Here is a 25,469-nt window from a genome sequence, read left to right on the forward strand (position 1 = left end):
CATGGAAACCCTGGAACTGCGCACCCCCTGCCGCGAAGCCCTGGTCCGCATCACCCCGGCCCTCCGGGAACTGGTTGCGGCCAAGAACTGGCGCGACGGAGCCATTGTCGTCTTTTGCCCCCACACCACCGCCGGCCTGACCGTCAACGAGGACGCCGACCCCGACGTGGCCGCGGATATGGTCACGACCATGGCCCGGCTGGTCCCCCGTGATCCCCGCTATCGCCACGCCGAAGGCAACAGCGACGCTCACGTCAAGACCACCCTGGTCGGTCCCTCGCTGACGCTGCTCGTGGCCGACGGCCAGCTCCGACTCGGGACCTGGCAAGGCGTCTATCTCTGTGAATGGGATGGACCCAGGACGCGAAACGTCTGGGTGCAGTGGCTGGGGCAGACGCCGCAACAGGGCGCGCCGTAAAGGCAGGCCGCCCCCGACTCCCGAAGCAGGGAGACAGGGGCGGCCGCTTACCTGAGTCCCGTCCAGATCCGAAGCGCCCCCAGGCCAAACAAGGCCCAGGACACCGAGGCCGCGTGCTCGCCGAGCGTCAGCGCGGCCAGGAACGCGGCCGCCATGAGCAGGAGCCCCGTTCCCACCGGGCGCAGGTGGCGGCGCAGGCGTTCGCCGGCGAACTCCATGGTTTCCGGGGAGAGTTTGACCCGCAGATTGGATTCGCTCAGATCGGTCAGGACGGTTTTGGCCCGGCGCAGGGTCAGCGGCAGGCTCATCAGTTCCGAGCGCAGGGTGGGGAACAGGCCGGCTTCGTCCTCAAGGGCCCGGGCCATGTTCTGGCGCAGGCGCGGCAGGATGTCTTTGATGCCGTTGAAGTTTTCGATGTAGCTGGTGCCGAGGCCTTCGATCAGGGTGCTGGCCCGCATGACGTAGACGACGTCCTGGGGCACCTTGAACGGCAGGTCCTTCATGGAGTCGAGGACCGAGAAGGCCAGGGCCTGCATGGAGGCGGCAGTGAGTCCGGTGTCGGCGAAGATGTCGAACATGCGTTCGGAGAATTCCATCATTTCGCAGGGATTGGCTCCGGCGGCCACGATGCCCAGGCGTTTGCAGGCGGTGATGAAGCCTTCGTAGTCGCGGTCGTGGGCGGTTTTGGCCACCTCGATCATGGACACGCGGGTATCGGCGGGCAGGCGTTTGACCATGCCGAAGTCAAGCAGCGTCAGGCCGCCGTCCGGGCGCACGAGAATGTTGCCGGGGTGGGGGTCGGCGTTGAAGTAGCCGCGCACGAGCATTTGTTCGATATAAAAGTCGATGAGGGCGAAAAGGACGGCGGGGAAGGAGATGTTGGCGGCGGCCAGGGCCGCCTTGTCGTCGATGCGCCAGCCGGTTTCAAAGCTCATGACCAGGACGTTGACGTTGCTGTACTGGGGGATGGGGACGGGAAAGCGCACCGGGCTGTGGCTGTAGGTCTCGGCGAATTTGCGCAGGTTGGCCAGTTCCACGGACAGGTCGGCTTCCTTGACGATCATGGCCGAGAATTCGGCCAGCACGGCTTCGACGGAATTCTTGGTGGCGTTGGAAAAAAATGGGGTGAAGACGCCAAGCATGGCCCGGATCAGGGCTATGTCGGCGCGCACACGGTCTTCGACGCCAAAACGGCGCAGTTTGACGGCGACCTTGGAGCCGTCAGGGAGAGTGGCGGCATGCACCTGGCCGATGGAGGCGCTGGCAATGGGGGCCTCATCGAAGGTGGCAAAGGGCATGTAGCAGCAAAAGGCCAGATTGAAGGCGGCCTTGAAGTCGGCGGCGGACATGGGGGCGACTTCGTCATGGATGCCGCGCAGCTCGGCCAGGTAGTCTTCGGTAAAAAAGTCGGCCCGGGTGGCCAGCACCTGGGCCAGTTTGATAAAGCACACGCCAAGGGCCAGCACGGCCTCCTTGAGCTGGCGCGGCGGCAGGGGGGCGAGGAAGAGAAAGCGGTCCCTGCGCCGCACCAGCACGAAGACGGTGTGGAGAAAACGGAAGGTCAGCCAGACGCGACGAGGAGTCCGAAGGAACGGCATCAGGCGGATTTTTTCTTGAGCAGGGCCTTTAATTCCGCGATGTCGTCCTTGGTGGCCAGTCCCATGTCGCTGATGACTTTCTTGACTTCTTCGCGCACGCGGGCGGCAACGGCTTCCTCTTCCTGTTTCGCCCGGGATTTGGCGTCGTCCAGGAAACGCTTGGCGTCATCCCGGGAAACTTCGCCGCGTTTTTCCAGATCCTCAAGGACTTCGCCGAGTTTGTCCTTGGCCAGAAAGGCCGCGCCAAGGCCCATGGAGAGCAGATCGACCGGTTTCATACGCACCTCGTTGGGGTTATTCCAACCAAACTATGGGATGTTGGCCGGCCGGAGTCAAGGGATGCGTTGCCCCGCGCCAAGCGTTCTGCCGGAGATGGCGGCTTCTTGTATCCAGGGCCGGGGCGTGTTTCCCCGGCCGGACTGATCGGGCCTCGACGCTTCCCGGTTGCCACAACGGCCGAAATCAGTCACATACAAGAATAGGACGACCCGGAACCGGTGCGTCGCAACACCCAGCCACCAAGGAGCATCCCAGATGAGTGATCTGATTGTCGTCGGCTATGATGATATTTTCAAGGCTGAAGAAGTTCGGCTCAAACTCCTTAAAATGCAGAAAGAGTATCTGGTCGACCTGGAAGACGCCGTGGTTGCCGTCAAAAAGGGCGACGGCAAGGTCAAACTGAACCAGATGTACCATCTGGCCGCCTCCGGAGCGGTTGGCGGCGGCTTCTGGGGCATGCTGATCGGCCTGATCTTTTTAAACCCCATCCTGGGAGCCGTGGTCGGAGCCGGGGCCGGGGCGGCGGCCGGAGCCTTGTCCGATGTCGGCATCGACGACGATTTCATGAAAAAACTGGCGGAACATTTGCAACCCAACACCTCGGTGCTGTTTGTGCTCATCCGCAAGATGACGGCGGACAAGGTCCTGGCCGAGCTGTCCGGCACCGGCGGCAAGGTGCTCCAGACCTCGTTGTCCCACGAGGACGAGAGCAAGCTGCAGACCGCCCTGGACGCGGCCAAAGCCTCGGCCTAGCCGATTTGCAACGCGAAACAAAACGCCCGCCGGGCAACCGGCGGGGCGTTTTGTTTGGGGCGCAGGGCAGTATGGGATAGGGTACCGGCGCACTGGAAAGTGCGTGCTTGCGCTGCCGGGACGCCCGGAGCATAGCCTGGGCAAAAGCCTGTGGAGGGATGCCCATGAAGACATTGTTTGACGCCACGACCATCAAGGGCCGAACACTCAAAAACCGGCTGTTTCGTTCCGCCACCTGGGAACGGCTGGCCGACGGCGACGGCCGGCTCACGCCGCAACTCCTTGCCGTCTATGAGGAGCTGGCCCAAGGCGGGGTGGGGGCCATCATCACCAGCGCCCTGTACCTCCAGGCCACGGCCAGGTCGTTGCCCGGCCAGCTCGGCCTCTATGACGCCGCCGGCCTGGACGGGCACCGGCGTCTCGTGGCGACGGCCCATGGGAACGGAGCGTTGCTCCTGGGCCAACTGGCTTTTGCCGGCCGCGACGGCGTCATGTGGACGGCCAATGATCCGAGCACCGCAGTCCTGGACGAACTGCCGCAGTACTATGCCCGGGGAGCGGCCCTGGCCCGGGAGGCGGGCTACGACGGGGTGCAGGTCCACGCAGCCCACGGCTATTTCTTAAGCCAGTTCCTCAGTCCTGCGGCCAACGGCCGCACCGACGCCTACGGCGGATCGTCCGAAGGCCGCCGGGCCTTGCTCATGGCCATCTATGCGGCCGTTCGCCGGGAGGTCGGGGAGGATTTCCTGCTGTCCGTCAAGCTGGACTGCCGCGATATGCATGAAACGCCGGGCGTTTTCGAGGAATGCCTCGGCGCGGCCACGGCCCTGGACGCGGCCGGCATCGATCTGGTCGAAGTGAGCGGCCTTGGCGGCAACAAGGGGATTTGCGGCGGCAAGAAGCAAGCGCAGTCCGTGTTTCGCCCTGAGGCGGCGGCCGTGGCCGAGGCCATTGCCGCGCCAGTCATTTTGGTCGGGGCCAACCGGTCGCCGGCGACCATGGAAGCCATCGCCAACGAGACGGCCATCGCCTATTTCGCCCTGTCCCGACCGCTTCTGCGCCAGCCGGATCTGCCGGCCCGCTGGCAGGGCGGATCAACGGAGACGGCGCGTTGCGTGTCGTGCGGGAAATGTTACGACGAGGCCGGGAACAACTGCTTTTTTGTCCGGCGCGCGGCCGCCGGCGAGGCCTGACGCCGGGGCTTCAGGCTCCCGCAGCCGGCCGTGGCCGCCATACGCCCGGGTCGCCGCTGGCTGCGGCAACGAACAAATACCCTAGCCGGCGTCCGGGAATACCCGGACGCCGGCCCAAGGGGGAAACTGCCAAGCCCGCCGTTGCCGGCCGGGCCTGGCTTTGGCGCAGGACGAAGGATCAGGCGTCTTCGATGGGGCCGTTGAAGACGATGGAGATGATTTCGTAGTTGATCTTGCCGCGCGGGGCATCCACCGTGATTTCATCACCCACGGACTTGCCCAGAAGGGCCAATCCCACAGGGGAAAGGAGCGAAATGGAGCCTTTGCTCGGTTCCGCTTCGTCGGGACCAAGCAGGGTGTACTTTTTGATGTCGCCGGTATCGACGTCTTCGATCTCAACCGTAGCCCCGAAGATGACTTGGTCGCCACCTAACGTATTGAGATCGATGACGTTAAAGCGCGACATGCGGGATTCGATGTAGTTGATGCGGGCTTCGAGCATGCCCTGGCGTTCACGGGCGGCTTCGTAGCCGGCGTTTTCGCGCAGGTCGCCTTCTTCACGCGCTTCCTTGATGGCCAAAATAACGCCCGGGCGTTCTTTCTTCAGCCGTTCAAGCTCGCGTTCCAGCCGTCTGAAGCCTTCAACGGTAATAGGAATGCTTTCCATCGTCATACCTTGCAATCGAGAGATGTTGGAGTGTCGGGGCGCCAACGACAGCGGCCCCGCCCAGGATGGGCGCGGCCGCCAAGTGGTCGTGGAAGTCATACGGACACGGACACTTGACTGGTTAGTCCATACACGGCTTGTGGTCAAGACGGGAGTTGTCCGGCGGCCCTGCCATCGGCTATAGCGGGACTGGGCCGACGGAATCACATCCATATTGCCTGAGAGGAGATCAGTATGCGCGTCTATCTCGCGGGACCGCTTTTTACCCTGGCCGAGCGCCGCTTTATGGCCGAGTTGCGCGATCTGGCCGCAGTCTTGCCCGGCGTTGCGCCGCTGTGGCCCGGGGATCTGTTTGTCAACGATGATCTGGCCGGCATGGGGCATACCGCCAAAAGCCATATCTTCCGGGGCTGCCTGTCGGCTCTGGATGGCTGTGATCTCGTGGTCGCGGTCCTGGACGGTCCGGCCGTCGATGACGGCACGGCCTGGGAAGTCGGCTATGCCTACGCCCGGGGCATCCCGGCCTGGGGGCTGCGCACGGATTTTCGCAGCGCCGGGGATACCAGCCAGTCCCTGGTCAACTGTATGATTGAATGCTCCTGCACCGAGATCTTCCGCGATGTCGAGCCATTGCTCGCCGCCTTGGGTCGCCGGGCCGCAACGTCGGACCTTGTCTAACCAAACTTTCATTTGCGCCTCTGTGAGGCTTGGCCTATTTCTGGCTGCACGCTTGGACTGTTGCCTCTGTCTTTAAACCGCAACCAGGGGTGGATGGCAGTCATGTTGGAAGCTTGTCAGGATCCGCTCGCCTACTTGGTGGACCAGTTGTGTTGCCGGGTGTATCTCGACGGCGCCGGGAACGTGCGCCTGGGCTTTTCCCGCCGCCACGACCTGACGGACATGATGACCGCCCAGGGGATTGCCCGGTCCAATGCCGGGGAATTGCGCGCCCGTCTGCGCCAGTCCCAGGGCGGCTCCGACGCCGCCAGACCGGAGCCGGCCGAGACCTCCATGGTCGAGCACGTCGCCCTTGGCGCATTTTGTCCCCTCGTCTGAATTCTGCTTTCGCTTTTTTCCCTGCAAACGCCTTTTCCCTGAGACCCTGTTTCCCAGGCCATTACGGCTCTGGGACCTTCCTTTGCGGGCCATCCTGCCCGGGCGACGTCCCCAGGTCCGGCTGGCCGGGCCTGGTCGTGGGCTGTGCCCCATGGCCGAAGGCTCGGGCGGCAGCGATTTTGGGAAAAGAAGCGGCATTGCCGGTTGACATTGATATTGAATATCATTTACAAGACGCCCGGATGCGGACGCCGCGCCCGGAGCGCGTTGTTCCGGCAACGGAACCGGGCCGGTGCGGCAAGTGCCGCGTCAGGACCCGTCAGCGGGCCGGCCGGTGGCCGGCCGGCAGTTGGAATCTTATTTTGAAGTGATACGCTTGCCTTGGCCACGACGGCCGGCGGGCTTGCCAAGGAGGAACGGCATGGTAGTGTCTTTGCGAAAACTGGCCGTCAATCAGAAAGGCTGCATTCGGGCCGTCACGGCCAATGGCGAGATGGGGCGGCGCATCCGCGACATGGGCCTTGTGCCCGGTACCCAGATCATGGTGGTCGGACGCGCCCCGCTGGTCGATCCGGTTGCCCTGCGGATGCGCGGGTTCACCTTGTCGCTTCGCAACGCCGAAGCCGACTATATTACGGTGGAGGCGCTCTAACGATGGGCACGACCATCCGCGTGGCTGTATCCGGCCAGCCCAACTGCGGCAAATCCACGATGTTTAACGCCATTACCGGCGGCTCGGCCCGGGTGGGCAACTACCCCGGCATTACCGTCGACCGCCTGGAAGGGCTGTATCGGCAAAACGGCTATGACATCCATTTGGTGGACCTCCCCGGCACCTACTCCCTGACCTCCTATTCCCTGGAGGAGCTGGTCGCCCGCAACGTCATCGTGGACGAACATCCCGACGTGGTCATCAACATGATCGACGCCACGGCCCTGGAGCGCAGCCTCTATCTGGCCGTGCAGTTCATGGAAATCGGCGCGCCCATGGTCCTTGGCCTCAACATGATGGACGAGGTCAAGCGCAACGGGGTGACCATCGACGTCCAGAAGCTGTCCCAGCTTCTGGGCGTGCCGGTCATTCCCTGCGTGGCCCGGATGGGGCAGGGCCGCGAGGAACTCATGCAGGCCGTGGCGGCCGCCTACAAGGAAGGGGGCGGGACCTGGAAGCCCATCCGCCTGTCCTACGGCCCGGAACTTGATCCGGTCATCGAGCGCATGACCAGGATCATCGAGGAAGACGGGTTCCTGACCAGTCGCCATGATCCTCGCTGGGTGGCCATAAAATATCTTGAAGCCGACGAGCAGGTCATGGCCGAAGGCCGGGCCGCCGGCGCGACGGCGGAGCGGTTGGAAGCCATCTGCAAAGAGGCCGAAATCCACACCCGCCAGCACTGCGCCGCCACTCCTGACGCCATCATCGCCGACTGGCGCTACGGCTTCATCAACGGCCTGCTCAAACAGGGGGTCGTGACCGGCGGCGACGAACTGCGCCGCACCTCGTCCGATTCCATTGACCGCATTGTGACCCACAAGGTGTTTGGTCCCGTCATCATGCTGGCCGTCTTGTGGTTCATGTTCCAGATCACCTTCACCATCGGGGCCTATCCCCAGAGCTGGGTGAAAGCCGGCTTTGAGTGGCTGGCCGGCCTGGGCACGACGTATCTCCCGGAAGGCAATCTGCAATCCCTGATCGTTTCCGGCATGATCGGCGGCGTGGGATCGGTTTTGGGTTTCACACCGCTTATCTGCATCATGTTCGCTATGCTCGTGTTCCTGGAAGACCTCGGCTACATGGCCCGGGTGGCCTATATGATGGACCGTGTGCTGCGGATTTTCGGCCTGCACGGCATGTCGGTCATGCCGTTGATCATGTCCGGCGGCATCCCTGGCGGCTGCGCCGTGCCGGGCGTCATGAGCGCCCGGACCCTGCGCAGTCCCCGGGAGCGTCTGGCCACCATCCTGACCGCGCCGTTTATGGTCTGCGGGGCCAAAACCACGGCTTACCTCATGCTCGTGGCCGCTTTTTTCCCGGACAATCCGACCCAGGCCATGTTCTTCGTGGTCCTGGCCGCCTGGGGTTTCGTCCTGATCGTGTCGCGGCTTCTGCGCTGGACCGTGATCAAGGGCGAGTCCACGCCCTTTGTCATGGAGATTCCGCCCTATCGCCTGCCCACGCTGCGCGGCGTGGCCACCCACACGCTGGAGCGGGTCTGGCAGTATGTCAAAAAGGCCGGCACCGTGATTCTGGCCGTGTCCATCCTCATGTGGGCGATTATGACCTTTCCCAAGCTGTCTGCGGAAACCGTGGCCGGCTTTGACGCAAAGCGGTTGGAGGCGGTGGAGCAGATCAAGGCGGCCAATCCTGAGGCCTCCCAGGAGGAACTGACGGCTTTGACCGAGGACGCCACCAAGGCAATTGACGACCAGCAAAACGAAGAGGCCCTTAAAAACTCCGTGGGCGGACGGATGAGTGCGTTCGTGCGCCCGGTCACCGATCTGGCCGGCTTCCCCTGGCAGGCCAATGTGGCGCTGCTGGGCGGGTTTGCGGCCAAGGAGGTCTTTGTCTCCACCATGGCCACGGCCTATTCCATGGGCGCGGTGGACCCGGAGCAGTCGGATTCGCTCAGCGAGCGGCTGGCCGCTGATCCGGCCTGGAGCCTGCCGGCCATCTTAAGCGTCTTTACCTTCATGCTGCTCTATACGCCCTGCATGGTCACGGTGGTGGCCATTGCCAGGGAAACCAACTGGAAGTGGGCCGCCTTCTCGGTGTTTGGTTCCATGACCTTTGCCTTTATCATGGCCGCTGCCGTCTACCGCCTTGCCGGACTCTTTGCCTGACGCTTCGGCCTGACGGATTACCGACGCACAAAGCGCCCGGGGAGAAGTTCCCCGGGCGCTTTGTTGTGTGGAAACGACAGATGGACCCATGGGCCGGTGTGTTTGCAACCCCGGCGGAGGGCCAAAAGCGGGCAGGGCCGTTGCCGCCGCAGCAACGGCGGTTGTCGTCAAGGCTGGACTGCGGCTGCCCCGGTCCGCAGCCGACCGATGCCAGCCCGCGCCAAACACCCCTTAAAAAGCTTCTCCCGTCGAGGGGTCCGGGGGGATCATCCCCCCGGTGGGGTCCGGGGCAAAGCCCCGGCCGCCGGAGGCATTCTTCCGTCTTTTCTCTCTTTATCCTACCGAAATACCACGGTCTTGTTCCCAAAAACGATAACCCGGTCTTCCAGGTGCCAGGTGACGGCCCGGGCCAGGACGGTGCGTTCCAGTTCGCTGCCCATGGCCTTGAGGTCGGCCACGCTGTGGCGGTGGGTCACCCGGGCCGTGTCCTGTTCGATGATCGGCCCGGCGTCGAGTTCGGCGGTCACGTAATGGGCCGTGGCCCCGATCAGCTTCACGCCTTTTTCGTGGGCCTGGCGGTAGGGATCGGCGCCGACAAAGGCCGGCAGGAAGGAATGGTGAATATTGATCACCCGGGTTTCGTAGGGCCGCAGGAAGTCGGCCGACAGGACGCGCATGTAACGGGCCAGGACCACGAGATCGATGTCCGGGCCAAGCAGTTCGGCCATGCGGCCTTCGGCCTCGGCCATGCCGCCGTCGCCGACCGGCACGCAGTGGTAGGGCACGCCGAACTGTTCCACGGCTTCGCGCGGGTCCTCGTGGTTGCCGATGACCATGGACAGCCGGCAGGGCAGTTCCTGGCGGGCGTAGCGCCACAGCAGTTCCATGAGGCAGTGGTCGTGGCGCGAGACCAGGATGGCCGTGCGCTTGGGTTCGTCGGAATACGACAGCCGCCAGTCCATGGCAAAGCGGTTGCCCACCACTTCACCGAAAGCCGTTTCCAAGGCGGTCCGGGACACATCCATATAGGGCGTATAAAACTCCAGGCGCATGAAGAAGGTGCCGCCTTCGGGGTCGGTGGAGTGCTGGTCCAGGTCGATAATGTTGGCCCCGTGGGTGTACAGAAACGTGGTGACGGCAGAAACAATGCCGGGTCGGTCCGGGCAGGTGATGCGCAGGCGGGCGGTTGCGGCCATGGATTTATGTCCTTTTGGTGAGTCTGGCCCGGGAAAACCGGGAAAAAGGGCATACCGCAGAACGGTTTCGGAGGCCAGACCGGGGCCACCAAATATTATTCGGACAATATTGTCAAAAGCCGCAAATTATTTTACAGATTGCCTGCCTAAGCGAGCGCGCCCCCGCTTCGAGTGCGCCAAGGCCGAAGGGAAGCCAAACTTACCAAACGCTGTTTGCGAGGTATTCTTATGATTATCGGGATCCCAAAAGAAATTAAGACCCTGGAAAATCGCGTGGCCATGACCCCGGGCGCGGTGGAAACGCTGGTGCGCCGGGGCCATGCCGTGCTGGTGGAAACCGGAGCCGGCCAGGGCTCGGGCCTGACCGACGAGCAGTACGCGGCCGCCGGGGCCAAGCTCGTTGGCGTCGCCGAAGCCTGGGGCGGGGATATGGTCATCAAGGTCAAGGAGCCGATTGCTTGTGAATACAAGTATCTGCGCAAGGGGCTGCTCCTTTTTACCTACCTCCATCTGGCGGCGGACCGGGCGCTGACCGAAGCGCTTTTGTCCTCGGGCGTCACGGGCGTGGCCTATGAAACCGTGCAGCTGGCCGACGGCACCCTGCCGCTGCTCGTGCCCATGAGCGAAGTGGCCGGGCGCATGGCCCCCCAGGTGGGCGCCCACGCCCTGGAAAAATCCCAGGGCGGGCGCGGCGTGCTGCTTGGCGGCGTGCCGGGCGTGCCGCAGGCCTCGGTGGTGGTGGTCGGGGCCGGCGTGGTCGGTTCCAACGCGGCCAAGATCGCCGTGGGCATGGGCGCGCAGGTGACGGTCCTTGACGTCAACCACGCCCGCCTCCAGTACCTTGACGACATCTACCAGGGCCGCATCGTCACTTCGGCCAGCAACGAGGCCAATATCCGCAAGGCCGTGACCTACGCCGATCTGGTCATCGGCGCAGTGCTCATCCCCGGGGCCAAGGCCCCGCACCTGGTCACCCGGGACATGCTGCCCACCATGAAGGAAGGCTCGGTCATCGTGGACGTGGCCGTGGACCAGGGTGGTTGTGTGGAGACGATCAAGGCCACCACCCACGACGCGCCCACCTACGTTATTGACGGCGTGGTCCACTACGGCGTGGCCAACATGCCGGGGGCCGTGCCGCGCACCTCCACCTACGCCCTGTGCAACCAGACCCTGCCCTATGCCCTGAAACTGGCGGCCAAGGGCGTTGAGGCCTTGCGCGGGGACGCTGCCCTGGCGGCGGGACTCAACACCATCGACGGCAAGTTGACCTATGCCGGCGTGGCTGAGGCCCTGGGGCTGGAGCTGACGCCGCTGTCGGCTGCTTTGGCGTAAATTTCCAATAGTTCCGGCAGTCCCGCGAACGGTGGGGCTGCCGGAGTTTCACAAAAATGTTGCATATCTCGAATCGGGGGATTCCCTTTGGGGCAAAGTTCAGGTATTGCCAGAGCACTCAGAGTTCCCGTGTAAGTACTTGAAATTGACTGCAAACAGGAGGCGTTCATGAAGAGGTCCTGGCTGATTGCCCTTTTTTGCGTTCTCGGGCTGGCTGCGCCGGCTCTGGCGGCCGACACCATCAAATTGGGCTTCAATATCCCGCTGACCGGCGATATCCCGGACGTGGGCGAGTCGTCCAAGAACGCCGCCGAAATGCTCAAGAAAAAAATCAACGATGCCGGCGGACTCAGAGTCGGCGACAAAAGCTACATGCTCGAATTCGTCTATGAGGACAATGAATCCAAGGCCGAGTCGGCCCTGTCCGCCACCCGCAAGCTCATCACCCAGGACAACGTGCTCGGCATGGTCGGTCCCCAGTCCAGCAAGCAGGCCGTGCCCGCCGCTGAAGCCGCCAACGAGCTGAAGACCCCCATGATGGCCCCCTGGTCCACCAACCCCAACACCACCAAGGCCCGGCCCTTTGTCTTCCGCGGCTGCTTCCTGGACACCTTCCAGGGCCCCACCGCCGCCAAGTTCGCCTCCGAGGAATTCAAGGCCAAAAAGGCCGCGGTCCTCTACGACATCGCCTCGGACTATCCCAAGGGACTGGCCGAAGACTTCAAGACCGCTTTCGAAAAGATCAACGGCCCCGGCTCCGTGGTGGCCTTTGAAACCTTTACCACCAAGGACGTCGACTTCTCGGCCCAGCTGACCAACATCGCCAAGTCCGGCGCCGAGGTCCTGTTCGTTCCCCAGTACTACAACGAAGTGCCGCTGATCGTGCAGCAGGCCAAGTCGCTCGGCTTCAACAAGCCCGTGCTCGGCAGCGACTCCTGGGGCTCCGGCGACCTGATGGGCCTTTGCGGCGACACCTGCAAGGGCTTTTTCTTCGTCACCCACTACGCCGCCGCCGGCGCCAAGGGCAAGACCAAGGAATTCATCGACGCCTACACCACCCAGTACAAGAAGACCCCGGACGACGTGGCCGCCCTGACCTGGGACAGCGCCAACCTGATGCTGGCCGCCGTCCAGTCCATGGGCGCGCTTTCCGGCGACATGGCCAAGGACCGCGAGGGCCTCATGAAGGCCATGGCCGGCATCAAGAAGTTTGAAGGCATCACCGGCGACATGTCCTACCCGGCCACCGGCGACCATGATCCCATCAAGTGCGCCGTGGTCGTCAAGATCGACGACGCCGGCAAGTTCGCCTTCTACAAGTCTGTTTGCCCGTAAACACATCGACTTCGACCTGATCCTGCGCGCGGCCCGGGCCAGCTCCGGGCCGCGCGTCCCCAACGTCGTGTCATAAGGGGGTCCGCGTTGCTGCAAAGTTTCCTGCAAAACATCCTAAATGCCCTGCAGTGGGGAAGCTTTTATTCCCTCATCGCCCTGGGCTATTGCCTGGTCTACGGCGTTTTGCTGCTGATCAATTTCGCCCATGGCGACATTTTCATGGTCGGGGCCTATCTGGCCTTTTTCGTGAGCATGGTGCTTTTAGGCAAATATGGGGCCATTGCCGGCCTGCCGGGCTGGATGGTGCTTTCCCTGGCCGTGCCGCTGACCATGATCCTCACCGCCGTGGTCGGCGTGACCCTGGAACGCATCGCCTACCGGCCGCTTCGCCGCAAGGGCGTCAACCGCCTTTACGTCGTCATCACGGCGCTCATGTGCGGGCTGATCCTGGAAAACGGCAACCTGGCCCTGCTTGGCGCAAGCCGCAAAAGTTTTCCCACCCTGATCCCCATCCAGGTGTTTGACTTTCATGGCATCATCGTGACCAACCTCAAATTGATGGTCATCGGCGTCGCCATCCTGTCCTTCCTCCTGCTCCATTTCATCGTCACCCGGACCAAGATGGGCATGGCCATGCGGGCCATCTCCTATGACCGTTTCGCCGTGCCGCTCATGGGCATTCCGGCGGATACGGTCATCGTCTTCACCTTTGTCCTGGGTTCGGGCTTTGCAGGACTGGCCGGGCTTTTCTTCGCCATGACCTATCCGGTCATCGACCCCTACATGGGGGCGCTTATCGGCTGGAAAGCCTTTATCGCAGCCGTCGTCGGCGGCATCGGTTCCATTGCCGGGGCGTTTGCCGGGGGATTTTTGCTGGGGTTCGTGGAGATCATGGTGGTGGCCTTTTTCCCCTCCACCTACCGCGATCTGATCGCGTTTTCCATTTTGCTGCTCATCCTGTCCATCCGGCCGACCGGTCTCTTCGGTGTCGCCCGGCGGACAAAAATCTAAGGCCGAAAAGGGGGATATCGCATGAAGCGCCTGACTGTTCCCGTCCTTTTGGCCGGCCTGTTCGGGGTAATGCTCTGGGTCTCGATGGCCGGGATCTTAAACTCCTATTGGCAGTCCGTGCTGATGTTCATGGGCGTCAACATCATCCTGGCCACGAGTCTGAACATCATTAACGGCAACATGGGGGAGTTCTCCTGCGGCCACGCCGGCTTCATGGCGGTCGGGGCATACGTCTCCTCGCTGATCTCGGTGGCTCTTTTTACCAAAAGCGCGACCTTTGGCGAACCGCTGCTGTCGCCGGATCTGGCCGTATGGCTCTTTCCGCTGGTCCTTCTGGCCGGGTCCCTGGCCGCCTCGGTGGTGGGCCTGCTCGTGGCCATCCCATCCTTTAAGACCCGCGGTGATTATCTGGCCATTATCACCATTGCCGCCAGCTACATCGTCAAATCCACCATCGAGAACATCGGCGCCATCGGCGGGGCCAGAGGCTTCATGGGCATGAGCGGCGTCATGAACGCCATGAACGCCACGGCCGATTTGCCCTGGATTCTGATCTGGGTGTTTTTGGGCACGGTTTTCTCCGTGTGCGTCATCCGCCGGTTCATCTATTCGACCTTTGGCAAGGGCGTGGACGCCATCTGCCAGGACGAGATTGCCGCCGAGATCATGAGCGTCAACACCGACCGGGTCAAACTGGTGGCCTTCATGGTCTCCTGCGGCCTGGCTGGCCTTGCCGGCGGACTGTTTGCCCACATCCTTGGCTACGTCAATCCGGGCACGTTTACGATTTTGAAATCCACCGAGATCATGGTCATGGTCTATCTCGGCGGCATGGGGTCGATCTCCGGCTCGGTGCTGGCCGCCATCCTCATGACGCTTCTTATTGAATATCTGCGCGACGCCTTCGGCTTTATCAATACCTTCCTGCACTACATCTCCATCATCCCGGATTCCTACGAGGTGACGCAGGTCTGGAAGTGGGTGCTGATTCCGCTGCTCCTGGTGCTCCTCATGCAGTTTCGACCGGAAGGCATCATGGGACGCCGCGAACTGGCCGACGTGTTCCCGGGGCTTCGTAAATTCTATAAGTTCAAGGGGTAGGCCGTGGCGCTTTTGGACGTGAAGGAAATGACCCAGTACTTCGGCGGTCTGTGCGCCGTGTCGGAGTTTTCCGTGTCCCTGGAGCAGGGCCAGATGGTGGCTCTGATCGGTCCCAACGGCGCGGGCAAGACCACGGTGTTTAACCTGATAAGCGGTTTCTACAAGCCGACGCGGGGCGATATCCTGTTCAAGGGCCGGTCCATCAAGGGCTTAAAACCCCATGAAGTGACCTCGCGCGGCATCGCCCGCACCTTCCAGAACATCCGGCTGTGGTTCGAGATGACGGTGCTCGACAACATCCGCATTGCCCAGCATCATGCCCTGGGCTACGGCCTGTGGGACTGCTTTTTGCGTACGCCGCGCTACATGCAAAGCGAGCGCGACATCGAAGACCACGCCATGGATGTGCTCACCCGCCTGGGCCTTGCCGACGTGGTCAATGAACAGCCGAAAAATCTGCCCTATGGCGTGCAGCGGCTGGTGGAGATCGCCCGGGCCTTGTCCGTCCGTCCGGCCCTGCTGATGCTCGACGAACCGGCCGCCGGACTCAACTCCTCGGACGTCGAGGGGCTGATCAAGCTGGTTGGCGATATCCACAAGGACTTCGGACTGGCTGTCTGGATGATCGAACACCAGATGGATGTGGTCATGTCGCTGTGTTCGTGGATCAAGGTCATCGATTTCGGGGCCACCATTGCCGAAGGCACGCCGACGGAAATTCAAAACAGCCCCGAAGTCATTAAAGCCTATCTGGGAGATGATACAATCTGATGCTGCTCGAAGTCAAAAACCTCCGGGTCAAGTACGGCAACATCGAGGCCCTGCACGGCATCTCCTTCCACGTCAACCGTGGGGAGATCGTGACGCTGATCGGGGCCAACGGTGCAGGGAAAACCACGACGCTCCTGTCCATCATGCGCCTGCCCCCGCCCGAGGCCCCCAAGGTGGTCGAAGGCGACATCCTCTACGAGGGCAAGTCCATCCTCGGCATGGAACCCCACGACGTGGTGCGAAAACTCCATATGGACCTCTCGCCCGAGGGCCGGCGGATTTTCGGCAACCTGACGGTCATGGAAAACCTGGTGCTGGCCACCTACGCCCGAAAGGACGGCGACGAGATCATTGCCCGGGACCTTGACCGGGTGTTGTCGCTGTTTCCCCGGCTCTCCGAACGGCGCAAGCAGCGCAGCGAATCGCTCTCCGGCGGCGAGCAGCAGATGCTGGCCGTTGGCCGGGCCATCATGACCGGATGCGATTTCATCCTGCTCGACGAGCCGAGCATGGGGCTGGCCCCGCTTCTCATGTACGAGATGTTTCGCACGCTTAAAAAACTCAACGAACTGGGCCTGACCATCCTTTTGATTGAGCAAAACGCCAAGGTGGCGCTCAATTTCGCCCACCGGGGCTATGTGCTCGATACCGGCGAGATCAAGACCTCGGGCACGGCCGAGGAACTCAAGCACGATCCGGAAGTGAAAAAGGCCTACCTCGGCGGCTGATTTGTCATGGCATGGTCGAGACTGCGCCCGGTCGGGAAATTCCCGGCCGGGCGTTTTTTATGCTGGCCCGATTATTGCCCGTAACCGGATGCGGCCGTTCTTCGTCGGCGTTTTTTTCCTGGTAGGGCGGGGCGTTGGCCCCTCAAACGGCACGTCTCTTGCCTAAACATGCCTGGGGAGCGTTTCGCCCGGCAAAATTTTCCCGCTCCCAGGAGGCCCGGACATGAGCGTCCAATCCATAGGGCAAGACACCACAAACAGTTGGTTGAGTCAGCTTCTGGCCAGCTACGGACAGCAGTCCACGGCCAGCCAATCATCCATTTCCAGCCTGTTGGGGCTCAGTGACGCCACCAGCGACGCGACTGCGGCAACTTCTTCCGGGTCAACCAGCAGCGCCGGATCGAGCGTCGGCAGTTTCAACGACATCCTGACGGCCCTCTTGTCCGGCGACAGTTCGCTTTCCTACGACATGTCGACCGGGACGCTCACCGACCTGAGCTCGTCCAGCCAGTCCGACGACATGCCGCCGCCGCCCATGGAAGGCAGCGACGGCCTGAAGCGCGAAGTGAGTGAAACCGATAATGCCGACGGCAGTTCGTCCCGGTCCGTCACCATGACCGATGCCGACGGCAACGTGGTCGGCACCGAGAAGACCACGCAAAACGCCGACGGCAGTTTCAGTTCGGTCATTACCATGACCGACCCGAACGGCCACACGACAACCCGCACCATCACCGGTGAAAACACCGAGGACGGCGGGTTCTCCGTGACGAGTTCCCTGACCGACGCCAGCGGCAATGTCCTGGAGACCGGGCAGGAGTTGACGGCCGCCGATGGCTCGACCAGCTACACCGTGACCCGCAACACCCCGGACGGCGAGACCATGACCGAGTCGGAGTCCTATGACGCCGACGGGAATCTGGTCAGTTCGACCACCTCCTCGACCGTGGCGGCGGCATCGACCACCGGCTCCAGCGCAAGCTCCTCGTCCAGCTCGTCTTCGTCCGAGAGCGCCAGCGGATCTTCCGGCAGTTCGGACAGCGAAGAGACCACCACCACGGTGACGACCTCCTTTTCCTCGGAAGGCCTGGTGCAGACCACCACGGTGACCGATGCCGACGGCAAGATTGTCAGTCAGACCGTCAAGGACATCCCGTTTTCCGCCGACGCCAAGGGTCAATCCTTGGGGGCCTCAGAAGGCAGCAAGAAGGGCCTGTCCGGCCTGGTCGACCAGTATGCGGCCAATCGGTACGGGGCCAGCCAGTATGCCGCCCAGGAGGCAGCCTTAAACCTGGGCTCGCAAGGGAGCGGGGTTTCGGTCGAGGCGTAGACGCTATCCGGTTTTGAAGCGGGCGTATGGACAAGGCGGTCTTCGGGCCGCCTTTTCGTCTTGTCGGTCTTTTGAGCGCGCAGGGAGCGCGCGAAGGCCGGGCCATGGACAGGCATTCACCGGCGAAAGGGAGGTGCTTGGAAGCGTCGGAGGCCGCACGAGGGCAGGGGCGGAAAAGCGGGGCGCAGGGGCTGCCCCAGGCCCGGGGCGGCTGCCCTGAAGTCCTGCCGGTCCAGGTCGGCCGGGCAGGGTGGGGCGGGCAGCCTCAGGCTTGGCCCAGACAGCGGACCTGTCGGGAAACCGGCGGCAGACAGATCCAGCCATGCTGCCGGCTGGGGGCGGAGGGCCGTCAGGGGCCAGGGGCGAAAGGCTAGAACTTGTCTTTGGCCTTGGCAAAAGCGCTCTTGAGATCGGTCAACGCGTGCTCGACCCCGTGGCGCAATTCAACCAGGGCGTCGCCGCTGCCCTTGCGCAACAACGTCAGCTTATAGCGGGCCTTGTCATATTTTTCGAGGAGGTGCTCAAGGTCGCCGGACCAGCGGTCGAAAAAATCCTGCCCCTTGTCCTTGGCCTCGGCCCTGGCGGCCTCGATTTTGGCTTTGTAGGCGGCCAGCTGTTGTTCCATGCTGACCCCGAACTGATCCTTGTCGACCATGGTCGCCTCCTGTGGCTGACGCGCCGGATGAGGCAACGTAGCCTAAGGACGCGTCCGGGGCAAGATGGGGATGCCCGTACAATTTCTTGCTTCTGTTCACGGGCTTTGCTAAAGACCGGTTTAGTTGTGCCGGGCGGACCGACGCGTGGGGGAGAATTCGTCAGTCCGCCTCTGGTCAAGGCCCGAAGGCGTCTTATGATTTAGTGAATGGCGCGTCCCGAGGGACGAAGGACCGTCGAAAAGGACGCGGCTATCTGCGCCAACGGAATTTGTAGGACACCATATGTATTTGTAAGGAGGAAGGCCATGTACGCGCAGTTTAATAAGATTTGGGTGCTTTTGTTGGCCTTGTGCATTGGATTTGCAGCCCTGCCGGCCAAGTCCAACGCCATGGGCGAAGCTGGCACGATGCATGTGACCCCGGAATTCGGTTATTACGGAACCGGGCAGAAGGCAGTCAATTCCATCCTGACCTTTGGTGCCAGCGGCGGCTATTTCGTCATGGACGGGCTGTCGATCGGCCTGGAGGCCCTGGCCTATTCGTTTGACGTTCGCAAGATCGATCGCACCGGACCGGTGACCAACTTCATTTACACCGCCGCCAGCAATGACGGCTATTCGTCCAACCCCTGGGCCTTTGGCGCCAACGCCCTGATCCGGTACTATCCGGTGCACACCGACAAGGCGGCCTTCTTCATCGGCACCGGTATCGGCGGCCTGTTCTCCGGCGACCGTATTCCCTATTATGAGAACGGCGGCCGTGGAAATTACGCCAACCCGACCCTGCCTGTTGACCTGGGCTTTGCCGTCAATCTGACCCAGAATGTGGCGTTTGAGCTGACCGGCCGCTACCAGCGCATCGGCTTTGACAATCACGGCCTGGACGCCTGGGGTGGTCACGGCGGAATTCGCATCACTTTCTAGGCGACAAGCGTTTCAAACTCGTGTAGAGGATAAGACCCTCCCGCCCGCACCGGGTGGGGGGGTCAGTTTTTTTCCCGAGGCCAACCCATTGCAGCTTGACATAGCGAGTCAGTGGGTCTATAGGCCTCTGTCTTTGCCATACACTACGATTTTTTCGAACGGAGACGGCTATGCCCACGATCAACCAGCTCATCCGCAAGGAACGGGCTAAAGTGTCCAAACGGCGCAAGACGCCGGCCCTGCAGGCCTGCCCGCAGCGCCGGGGCGTGTGCACTCGTGTGTACACCACCACGCCCAAAAAGCCGAACTCGGCCTTGCGTAAGGTCGCCCGCGTGCGCCTGACCAACGGTATCGAGGTGACTTCCTACATCCCGGGCGAAGGCCATAACCTGCAAGAGCACTCGGTCGTTATGATCCGGGGCGGTCGCGTAAAAGACCTTCCCGGTGTTCGGTACCATATCATCCGTGGCACGCTCGATACGTCCGGCGTGTCTGATCGCCGCCAGAGCCGTTCCAAGTACGGCGCCAAGCGGCCCAAGTAATTTCGGTGCAAGGAGACGCGTATGCCGCGTAAAGGTCCAGTTTCCAAAAGGTCTGTGCTGCCCGATCCCAAGTACGGCAGCCATCTGATGACCAAGTTCATCAATCGGCTCATGCACGATGGGAAGAAAGGCGTGGCCGAAAACCTGTTTTACCAGGCCGTGGACGTGCTGGCCGACAAGTCCGGCGAAGATCCGCTGAAGGCTTTTGAAAAGGCCATCGGCAACGTCAAGCCGCACATGGAAGTCAAGCCCCGCCGGGTCGGCGGCGCCACCTACCAGGTTCCCATGGAGGTGCGCCCCGAGCGCCAGGTCACCCTGGCTCTGCGTTGGCTGATCAATCAGGCCCGGGCCCGCGGCGAAAAGGGCATGGCAGACAAGTTGTCGGGCGAGCTTCTGGACGCCTATAATAATCGCGGCGGCGCCGTGAAAAAGAAAGAGGATACGCACCGCATGGCCGACGCTAACAAAGCGTTCGCCCATTACCGGTGGTAGTCGCCTAAAGGATATCGTCGTGTCTCGGACCGTACCCATAGAGCGGCAGCGCAATATCGGCATCATGGCCCATATTGACGCCGGAAAGACGACCACCACGGAACGTATTCTTTTTTACACCGGGGTGTCGCACAAAATTGGCGAAGTGCATGACGGCCAGGCCACCATGGACTGGATGGTTCAGGAACAGGAGCGCGGAATTACCATCACTTCCGCTGCCACCACCTGCTACTGGCGCGATCACCGCATCAACATCATCGATACGCCCGGCCACGTGGATTTTACCATTGAGGTCGAGCGTTCCCTTCGCGTCCTTGACGGCGCTGTGGCCGTCTTCGACGCCGTTGCCGGCGTCGAACCGCAGACGGAAACGGTCTGGCGTCAGGCCGAGCGGTATCGCGTTCCCCGCATGAGCTTCGTCAACAAGATGGACCGCACTGGCGCTGACTTTTTCCGCTGTGTGGATATGATCCGCGATCGCCTGGGCGCCAAGCCCGTGCCGTTGCAGCTGCCCATCGGTTCCGAAGACAACTTCCTGGGCGTCGTCGACATGATCCATGGCAAGGCCCTGATCTTTGACGATGCCACCCAGGGCAAGGAATACGTCACCGGCGACATCCCCGAGAACATGCTGGAGCTCTACGAAGAGTGGCGCCTGCAGATGCTTGAGGCCATTGCCGAAGAAGACGAAACCTTGATGGAAAAGTACCTGGCCGGGGAAGAGCTGACCCCGGAGGAAATCATCGCCGGCATTCGCAAGGCCACCATTGCCCTGTCGATCTGCCCGGTGCTGTGCGGCTCGGCGTTCAAGAACAAGGGCGTGCAGCCCCTGCTCGACGCCGTCGTCGATTTCCTGCCTTCGCCGGTGGATATCCCGGCCATGGTCGGCTACGATCCCGACGACAAGGAAAAGTCCATCGAGTGCCCGTGCGACCCCAAGCTGCCGTTGGCTGCCCTGGCTTTTAAGCTGATGAGCGACCCGTTCATCGGGCACCTGACCTTCCTGCGCCTGTATTCCGGCACCATCGAGTCCGGCATGACCGTCCTCAACGCCAATACCGGCAAGCGGGAACGCGTCGGCCGACTGCTGAAGATGCACGCCAACAAGCGCGAAGAGATAAAGAGTGCGGAAGCCGGCGACATCGTGGCGGCGGTGGGTATGAAGATCACCTCCACCGGCGACACCCTGTGCGCGGAAAACCGCCCGGTCGCCTTGGAGTCCCTCGACATTCCCGAACCGGTCATCGAAGTGGCCATCGAGCCCAAGACCAAGGCCGACCGCGACGCCCTGTCCCAGGCGCTCGGCAAGCTGACGAAGGAAGACCCGTCGTTTCGCGTGAAGTCCGACGAAGAATCCGGGCAGACCCTGATCGCCGGCATGGGCGAGCTGCACCTGGAGATCATCGTCGACCGGCTCATGCGCGAATTCGGCGTCAACGCCAACGTCGGCCAGCCCCAGGTTGCCTACCGCGAGACCATCACCAAGGCGGTCAAAAACGATCTGCGTTACGTCAAGCAGACCGGCGGTCGCGGCCAATACGGCCATGTCGTTCTCGAAATCGAGCCGAAGGAAGACGGCGGCTACGAATTCATCAACGATATCACGGGCGGCATCATCCCCAAAGAATACATCCCGGCCGTTGACAAGGGCATTCAGAATGCTCTCAAAGGCGGCGTGGTGGCCGGATTTCCCCTGGTGGACATCCGGGTCAAGCTGGTCTTCGGTTCCTTCCACGAAGTGGACTCCTCGGAGCAGGCGTTTTACATCTGCGGCTCCCAGTGCTTCAAGGAAGCTGTGAGCAAGGCTTCGCCTGTGCTGCTCGAACCGATCATGGCGGTTGAAGTGGTCACGCCCGACGAATATATGGGCGACATCATGGGTGACTTAAACGGTCGTCGCGGACGGATTGCCCGCATGGAATCACGGGCCGGGGCCCAGGTCATTACGGCCCACGTTCCCCTGTCCGCCATGTTCGGCTATGCCACGGATTTGCGTTCCAAATCCCAGGGCCGCGCCACCTTCACCATGATCTTTGACCACTATGAGCGTGTTCCGGCCAGTCTGGCCGAAGAGATAATGAAGAAGAAATAACGCTCGCAGCGTTTCGGGCGAGGACGCCAAAACGAAGACCCGCAAGCGCGGAAGTTCCAGGGGGACCCTATGGGCAAGGCGAAATTTGAACGCACCAAGCCGCACGTCAATATCGGCACCATCGGTCACATCGACCACGGCAAGACCACGCTGACCGCCGCCATCACACGGCTGGCCAGCATGAAGGGCTTTGGCGAGTACATTCCCTTCGACCAGATCGACAAGGCGCCGGAAGAAAAGGAACGCGGCATCACCATCGCCACGGCCCACGTCGAATATCAGACCGACAAGCGGCACTATGCCCACGTCGACTGCCCTGGTCACGCCGACTACATCAAAAACATGATCACTGGCGCGGCCCAGATGGACGGCGGCATCATTGTCGTCGCCGCCACCGACGGTCCCATGCCCCAGACCCGTGAGCATATCCTGCTCGCCCGTCAGGTCGGCGTGCCCCAGTTGGTCGTGTTCATGAATAAAGTGGACCTGGTTGACGACCCGGAACTGCTGGAGCTGGTTGAACTGGAAGTGCGCGAGCTGCTCTCCAAGTACGGCTTCGACGGCGACGACATCCCGGTCATCAAGGGTTCGGCGCTCAAGGCTCTGGAAGCGGCCGACATCAACAGCCCCGACGCCGCTCCGATCTTCGAGCTGCTCGACGCTTGCGACAGCTTCATTCCCGAGCCCAAGCGCGACATCGACAAGCCGTTTCTCATGCCCATCGAAGACGTCTTCTCCATCTCCGGCCGCGGCACCGTCGTGACCGGCCGCGTGGAGCGCGGGATCGTGACGATTGGCGACGAAGTGGCCATTATCGGCATCAAGGACACCGTCAAAACGACCTGCACCGGCGTTGAAATGTTCCGCAAGATCCTGGATCAGGGTCAGGCCGGCGACAACGTGGGTGTCCTTTTGCGCGGCGTCAAGCGCGATGATGTCGAGCGGGGACAGGTCCTGGCCAAGCCGGGTTCCATCACCCCGCATCGGAAGTTCAAGGCCGAGGTGTACGTTCTCAACAAGGAAGAAGGCGGACGTCACACCCCGTTTTTCACCGGCTACCGTCCCCAGTTCTACTTCCGTACCACGGACATCACCGGCGTGGTTACCCTCAACGAGGGTGTGGAAATGGTTATGCCGGGCGACAATGCCACCTTTAACGTGGAACTGATCGCCCCCATCGCCATGGAAAAGGGCCTGCGCTTCGCCATTCGCGAAGGCGGCCGCACCGTCGGCGCGGGTGTCGTGTCGGAGATTGTGGAGTAATATCATGGTTTCCATGCAAAATGATCGCATTCGTATCAAACTGAAGGCCTACGACTACCGCATCCTGGACAAAGCGGTGGCCGAGATCGTGGATACCGCCCGCAATACCGGAGCCGGCGTTGCCGGTCCCATTCCCTTGCCCACGGATATTCACAAGGTCACGGTCAACCGCTCGGTGCACGTGGACAAAAAGTCCCGTGAACAGTTCGAGATGCGGGTTCACAAACGTCTCCTGGACATTATGGAGCCCACGCAGCAAACCGTGGATGCGCTCGGGAAACTGAGCCTTCCTGCCGGTGTTGACGTGGAAATTAAGCTCTAAGGAAGGGTTGGCATGGCTGCCACGCTTGGAATTCTCGGCCGGAAACTGGGCATGACCCGGATTTTCGGCGACGACGGCTCAATCATTCCGGTCACCGTTATTCAGGCCGGACCCTGCCCCGTCACCCAGGTCAAGAACCTGGAGACCGACGGGTACAACGCCATGCAGATCGGGTTCGACGAGATCCCGGAACGCAAGGTCAACAAGCCCATGAAGGGCCACCTGGACAAGGCCGCTCGCGGTTTCTTCCGGGTGCTCAAGGAAATCCGCCTGGACGGCCCGGTGCCGTTCGAACAGGGCATGGACGTGACGGTGGACATCTTCGCCCCGGGCGAAGTGGTCAAAGTCACCGGCACCTCCATCGGCAAGGGCTTTGCCGGCGTTATGAAACGCTGGAACTTCAAGGGTCTCAAAAAGACCCACGGAACGGAAAAGGCCCATCGCTCCGGCGGTTCCATCGGTCACAACACCGAGCCGGGCAAGGTCATGAAGGGCAAGAAGATGGCCGGCCACATGGGCGCGCGCACGGTTACCGTGCCGAGCCTGCTGGTGGTCGACGTGCGCCCCGAAATGAATCTGATCCTGGTGAAGGGTCAGATACCCGGCCCGCGCAATGGCGTGGTCGTGGTCCGCAAGCAGGGATAACGGGGTAAGCCATGGCAAATGTGAAATTATACAACCAGGGCTACCAGGAAATCGGCACGGTCGATCTGGCTCCCGAGGTTTTTGAAGTCGAGGTGCAGCCCGAACTGCTGCATCTGGTGGTGCGCGCCCAGTTGGCCGCCAAACGTGCCGGTACCCATTCCGTCAAGACCCGCGCCTTTGTGCGCGGCGGCGGGCGCAAGCCCTGGCGCCAGAAGGGCACCGGTCGGGCTCGCGCCGGTTCCACCCGCTCCCCGCTGTGGCGCGGCGGCGCGGTGGTCCACGGACCCCAGCCCCGGGATTACTCCTTCAAGGTGAACCGGAAGGTCCGCCAGCTGGCCATGCGCATGGCGCTTTCGGCCAAGCTTGGGGACGAGCAGCTGGTCCTTGTCGACGCCATCACCTTCCCCGAAGTCAAGACCAAGCAGATGGTCAAGGTGGTTTCGGATTTCGGTTTGAAAAAAGCCTTGATTGTCCTGCCTGATTCGGATAACAATCTCGAGCTTTCCGCCAGGAATATTCCCGGCATCAAGGTCATCCGTCAGGACATGCTCAACGTCTACGATGTGCTTTTGCACGATCATGTGATCATGTTCAAGGACGCGGCGCTCAAGGTTCAGGAGAGGCTTGGTTATGGAATACGCTAGCATCCTTTTACGGCCCGTCATTTCCGAGAAGGCCACGATGGTGAAAGACGCCCACAATCAGGTGGTTTTTTTCGTCCATCCCGACGCCAACAAGATCGAGATCGCCAAGGCCGTGGCCAAGGCGTTTTCGGTGACGGTGACCGGTGTTCGCGTCGTCAAGCACCGCAGCCTCGCCCGTTCCCGCATGGGTCGTGTGACCGGCCGTATCGCCGGCTACAAGAAAGCCTATGTGACCCTGGCCCAGGGCGACAAAATTGAGTTCTTCGAAGGGGTTTAGA

28 protein-coding genes are annotated in these 25,469 nt (G+C 62.0%); 23 read left to right on the forward strand and 5 right to left on the reverse strand.

What is annotated here, in order from left to right:
* The first annotated feature begins 1 nt into the window (after position 1).
* Entirely contained in the window at positions 2 to 418 is a 417-nt protein-coding gene (locus NY78_RS05990) for a secondary thiamine-phosphate synthase enzyme YjbQ (RefSeq protein ID WP_043633043.1), read from the forward strand.
* 47 nt (positions 419 to 465) lie between these two features.
* Here the strand turns inward: NY78_RS05990 and NY78_RS05995 are convergent, their stop codons facing one another.
* Together NY78_RS05995 and NY78_RS06000 are read right to left on the reverse strand one after the other, a co-directional pair.
* The gene (locus tag NY78_RS05995; RefSeq protein ID WP_043633046.1) at positions 466 to 2,016 is read right to left on the reverse strand and encodes an ABC1 kinase family protein; all 1,551 of its coding nucleotides are present in this window, start codon (positions 2,014 to 2,016) and stop codon (positions 466 to 468) included.
* Positions 2,016 to 2,294 carry a phasin family protein gene (locus NY78_RS06000; RefSeq protein ID WP_043633051.1) on the reverse strand — a complete coding sequence of 93 codons (279 nt, stop codon included), beginning with the start codon at positions 2,292 to 2,294 and terminating at the stop codon, positions 2,016 to 2,018. Before NY78_RS06000 ends, NY78_RS05995 begins: the two co-directional genes overlap by 1 nt.
* Positions 2,295 to 2,550: 256 nt before the next feature.
* Between NY78_RS06000 and NY78_RS06005 the strand changes: the two genes are divergently transcribed.
* Positions 2,551 to 3,048, forward strand: coding sequence for a DUF1269 domain-containing protein (locus NY78_RS06005; protein ID WP_043633052.1), 498 nt, complete (start codon positions 2,551 to 2,553; stop codon positions 3,046 to 3,048).
* 164 nt (positions 3,049 to 3,212) lie between these two features.
* On the forward strand, positions 3,213 to 4,241 hold the full coding sequence (locus tag NY78_RS06010; RefSeq protein WP_043633055.1) for an NADH:flavin oxidoreductase: 1,029 nt from the start codon (positions 3,213 to 3,215) through the stop codon (positions 4,239 to 4,241).
* 178 nt (positions 4,242 to 4,419) lie between these two features.
* Here NY78_RS06010 and greA read toward each other — a convergent pair whose 3' ends face one another.
* Positions 4,420 to 4,908: a transcription elongation factor GreA gene (gene greA, locus NY78_RS06015; protein WP_043633058.1), complete on the reverse strand. Its 489-nt coding sequence runs from the start codon at positions 4,906 to 4,908 to the stop codon at positions 4,420 to 4,422.
* Positions 4,909 to 5,142: 234 nt separating this feature from the next.
* Between greA and NY78_RS06020 the strand changes: the two genes are divergently transcribed.
* The 4 genes from NY78_RS06020 to feoB all read left to right on the forward strand — a co-directional run bounded on the left by NY78_RS06020 (position 5,143) and on the right by feoB (position 8,805).
* Positions 5,143 to 5,586 carry a nucleoside 2-deoxyribosyltransferase gene (locus NY78_RS06020; RefSeq protein WP_043633059.1) on the forward strand — a complete coding sequence of 148 codons (444 nt, stop codon included), beginning with the start codon at positions 5,143 to 5,145 and terminating at the stop codon, positions 5,584 to 5,586.
* Between the two features lie 102 nt (positions 5,587 to 5,688).
* A complete protein-coding gene (locus NY78_RS06025; RefSeq protein WP_043633062.1) occupies positions 5,689 to 5,964 on the forward strand; it encodes a hypothetical protein in 276 nt (91 codons plus the stop codon).
* Between the two features lie 421 nt (positions 5,965 to 6,385).
* Positions 6,386 to 6,616, forward strand: coding sequence for a FeoA family protein (locus tag NY78_RS06030; RefSeq protein WP_043633065.1), 231 nt, complete (start codon positions 6,386 to 6,388; stop codon positions 6,614 to 6,616).
* Between the two features lie 2 nt (positions 6,617 to 6,618).
* Positions 6,619 to 8,805 (forward strand): ferrous iron transport protein B, encoded by a 2,187-nt coding sequence (gene feoB, locus NY78_RS06035; protein ID WP_043633067.1) that lies wholly within the window; start codon positions 6,619 to 6,621, stop codon positions 8,803 to 8,805.
* Positions 8,806 to 9,143: 338 nt separating this feature from the next.
* On the opposite strand, the gene purU is transcribed toward feoB, so the two are convergent.
* Entirely contained in the window at positions 9,144 to 10,001 is an 858-nt protein-coding gene (gene purU / locus NY78_RS06040; protein ID WP_043633069.1) for a formyltetrahydrofolate deformylase, read from the reverse strand.
* A gap of 228 nt (positions 10,002 to 10,229) precedes the next feature.
* Between purU and ald the strand changes: the two genes are divergently transcribed.
* The 7 genes from ald (at position 10,230) to NY78_RS06075 (ending at position 17,612) form a co-directional block, all read left to right on the forward strand.
* Positions 10,230 to 11,336, forward strand: coding sequence for an alanine dehydrogenase (ald, locus tag NY78_RS06045; protein WP_043633071.1), 1,107 nt, complete (start codon positions 10,230 to 10,232; stop codon positions 11,334 to 11,336).
* Positions 11,337 to 11,504: 168 nt separating this feature from the next.
* On the forward strand, positions 11,505 to 12,671 hold the full coding sequence (locus NY78_RS06050; RefSeq protein ID WP_043633073.1) for an ABC transporter substrate-binding protein: 1,167 nt from the start codon (positions 11,505 to 11,507) through the stop codon (positions 12,669 to 12,671).
* Positions 12,672 to 12,758: 87 nt separating this feature from the next.
* Positions 12,759 to 13,682 (forward strand): branched-chain amino acid ABC transporter permease, encoded by a 924-nt coding sequence (locus NY78_RS06055; protein WP_043633074.1) that lies wholly within the window; start codon positions 12,759 to 12,761, stop codon positions 13,680 to 13,682.
* A gap of 21 nt (positions 13,683 to 13,703) precedes the next feature.
* Positions 13,704 to 14,783 (forward strand): branched-chain amino acid ABC transporter permease, encoded by a 1,080-nt coding sequence (locus NY78_RS06060; protein WP_043633076.1) that lies wholly within the window; start codon positions 13,704 to 13,706, stop codon positions 14,781 to 14,783.
* Between the two features lie 3 nt (positions 14,784 to 14,786).
* Complete coding sequence (locus NY78_RS06065) at positions 14,787 to 15,554, forward strand: ABC transporter ATP-binding protein (RefSeq protein ID WP_043633078.1); 768 nt, start codon at positions 14,787 to 14,789, stop codon at positions 15,552 to 15,554.
* Entirely contained in the window at positions 15,554 to 16,282 is a 729-nt protein-coding gene (locus NY78_RS06070) for an ABC transporter ATP-binding protein (RefSeq protein ID WP_043633079.1), read from the forward strand. The genes NY78_RS06065 and NY78_RS06070 overlap by 1 nt, the downstream gene beginning before the upstream one ends.
* 223 nt (positions 16,283 to 16,505) lie before the next feature.
* Positions 16,506 to 17,612: a hypothetical protein gene (locus NY78_RS06075; RefSeq protein ID WP_043633082.1), complete on the forward strand. Its 1,107-nt coding sequence runs from the start codon at positions 16,506 to 16,508 to the stop codon at positions 17,610 to 17,612.
* Between the two features lie 370 nt (positions 17,613 to 17,982).
* Here the strand turns inward: NY78_RS06075 and NY78_RS06080 are convergent, their stop codons facing one another.
* Positions 17,983 to 18,267, reverse strand: a complete 285-nt coding sequence (locus tag NY78_RS06080) for a hypothetical protein (protein ID WP_043633084.1) — start codon at positions 18,265 to 18,267, stop codon at positions 17,983 to 17,985.
* 306 nt (positions 18,268 to 18,573) lie between these two features.
* Between NY78_RS06080 and NY78_RS06085 the strand changes: the two genes are divergently transcribed.
* The 9 genes from NY78_RS06085 (at position 18,574) to rplW (ending at position 25,468) form a co-directional block, all read left to right on the forward strand.
* The gene (locus NY78_RS06085; RefSeq protein WP_043633086.1) at positions 18,574 to 19,191 is read left to right on the forward strand and encodes a hypothetical protein; all 618 of its coding nucleotides are present in this window, start codon (positions 18,574 to 18,576) and stop codon (positions 19,189 to 19,191) included.
* A 170-nt stretch (positions 19,192 to 19,361) separates the two neighbouring features.
* On the forward strand, positions 19,362 to 19,733 hold the full coding sequence (gene rpsL, locus NY78_RS06090) for a 30S ribosomal protein S12 (protein WP_006918780.1): 372 nt from the start codon (positions 19,362 to 19,364) through the stop codon (positions 19,731 to 19,733).
* 21 nt (positions 19,734 to 19,754) lie between these two features.
* Positions 19,755 to 20,225, forward strand: coding sequence for a 30S ribosomal protein S7 (rpsG, locus tag NY78_RS06095; protein WP_043633088.1), 471 nt, complete (start codon positions 19,755 to 19,757; stop codon positions 20,223 to 20,225).
* Between the two features lie 19 nt (positions 20,226 to 20,244).
* Positions 20,245 to 22,317, forward strand: a complete 2,073-nt coding sequence (fusA, locus tag NY78_RS06100; protein ID WP_043633092.1) for an elongation factor G — start codon at positions 20,245 to 20,247, stop codon at positions 22,315 to 22,317.
* A 69-nt stretch (positions 22,318 to 22,386) separates the two neighbouring features.
* Complete coding sequence (gene tuf, locus NY78_RS06105) at positions 22,387 to 23,580, forward strand: elongation factor Tu (protein WP_043633095.1); 1,194 nt, start codon at positions 22,387 to 22,389, stop codon at positions 23,578 to 23,580.
* Positions 23,581 to 23,584: 4 nt separating this feature from the next.
* Positions 23,585 to 23,902 (forward strand): 30S ribosomal protein S10, encoded by a 318-nt coding sequence (gene rpsJ, locus NY78_RS06110; protein WP_006920465.1) that lies wholly within the window; start codon positions 23,585 to 23,587, stop codon positions 23,900 to 23,902.
* 12 nt (positions 23,903 to 23,914) lie between these two features.
* Complete coding sequence (gene rplC, locus NY78_RS06115; RefSeq protein WP_043633098.1) at positions 23,915 to 24,547, forward strand: 50S ribosomal protein L3; 633 nt, start codon at positions 23,915 to 23,917, stop codon at positions 24,545 to 24,547.
* Between the two features lie 11 nt (positions 24,548 to 24,558).
* Complete coding sequence (rplD, locus tag NY78_RS06120) at positions 24,559 to 25,191, forward strand: 50S ribosomal protein L4 (RefSeq protein ID WP_043633101.1); 633 nt, start codon at positions 24,559 to 24,561, stop codon at positions 25,189 to 25,191.
* A complete protein-coding gene (gene rplW, locus NY78_RS06125) occupies positions 25,178 to 25,468 on the forward strand; it encodes a 50S ribosomal protein L23 (RefSeq protein WP_043633102.1) in 291 nt (96 codons plus the stop codon). Before rplD ends, rplW begins: the two co-directional genes overlap by 14 nt.
* Position 25,469: the final 1 nt, after the last annotated feature.

Source organism: Desulfovibrio sp. TomC (assembly GCF_000801335.2).
Taxonomy (GTDB): domain Bacteria; phylum Desulfobacterota; class Desulfovibrionia; order Desulfovibrionales; family Desulfovibrionaceae; genus Solidesulfovibrio.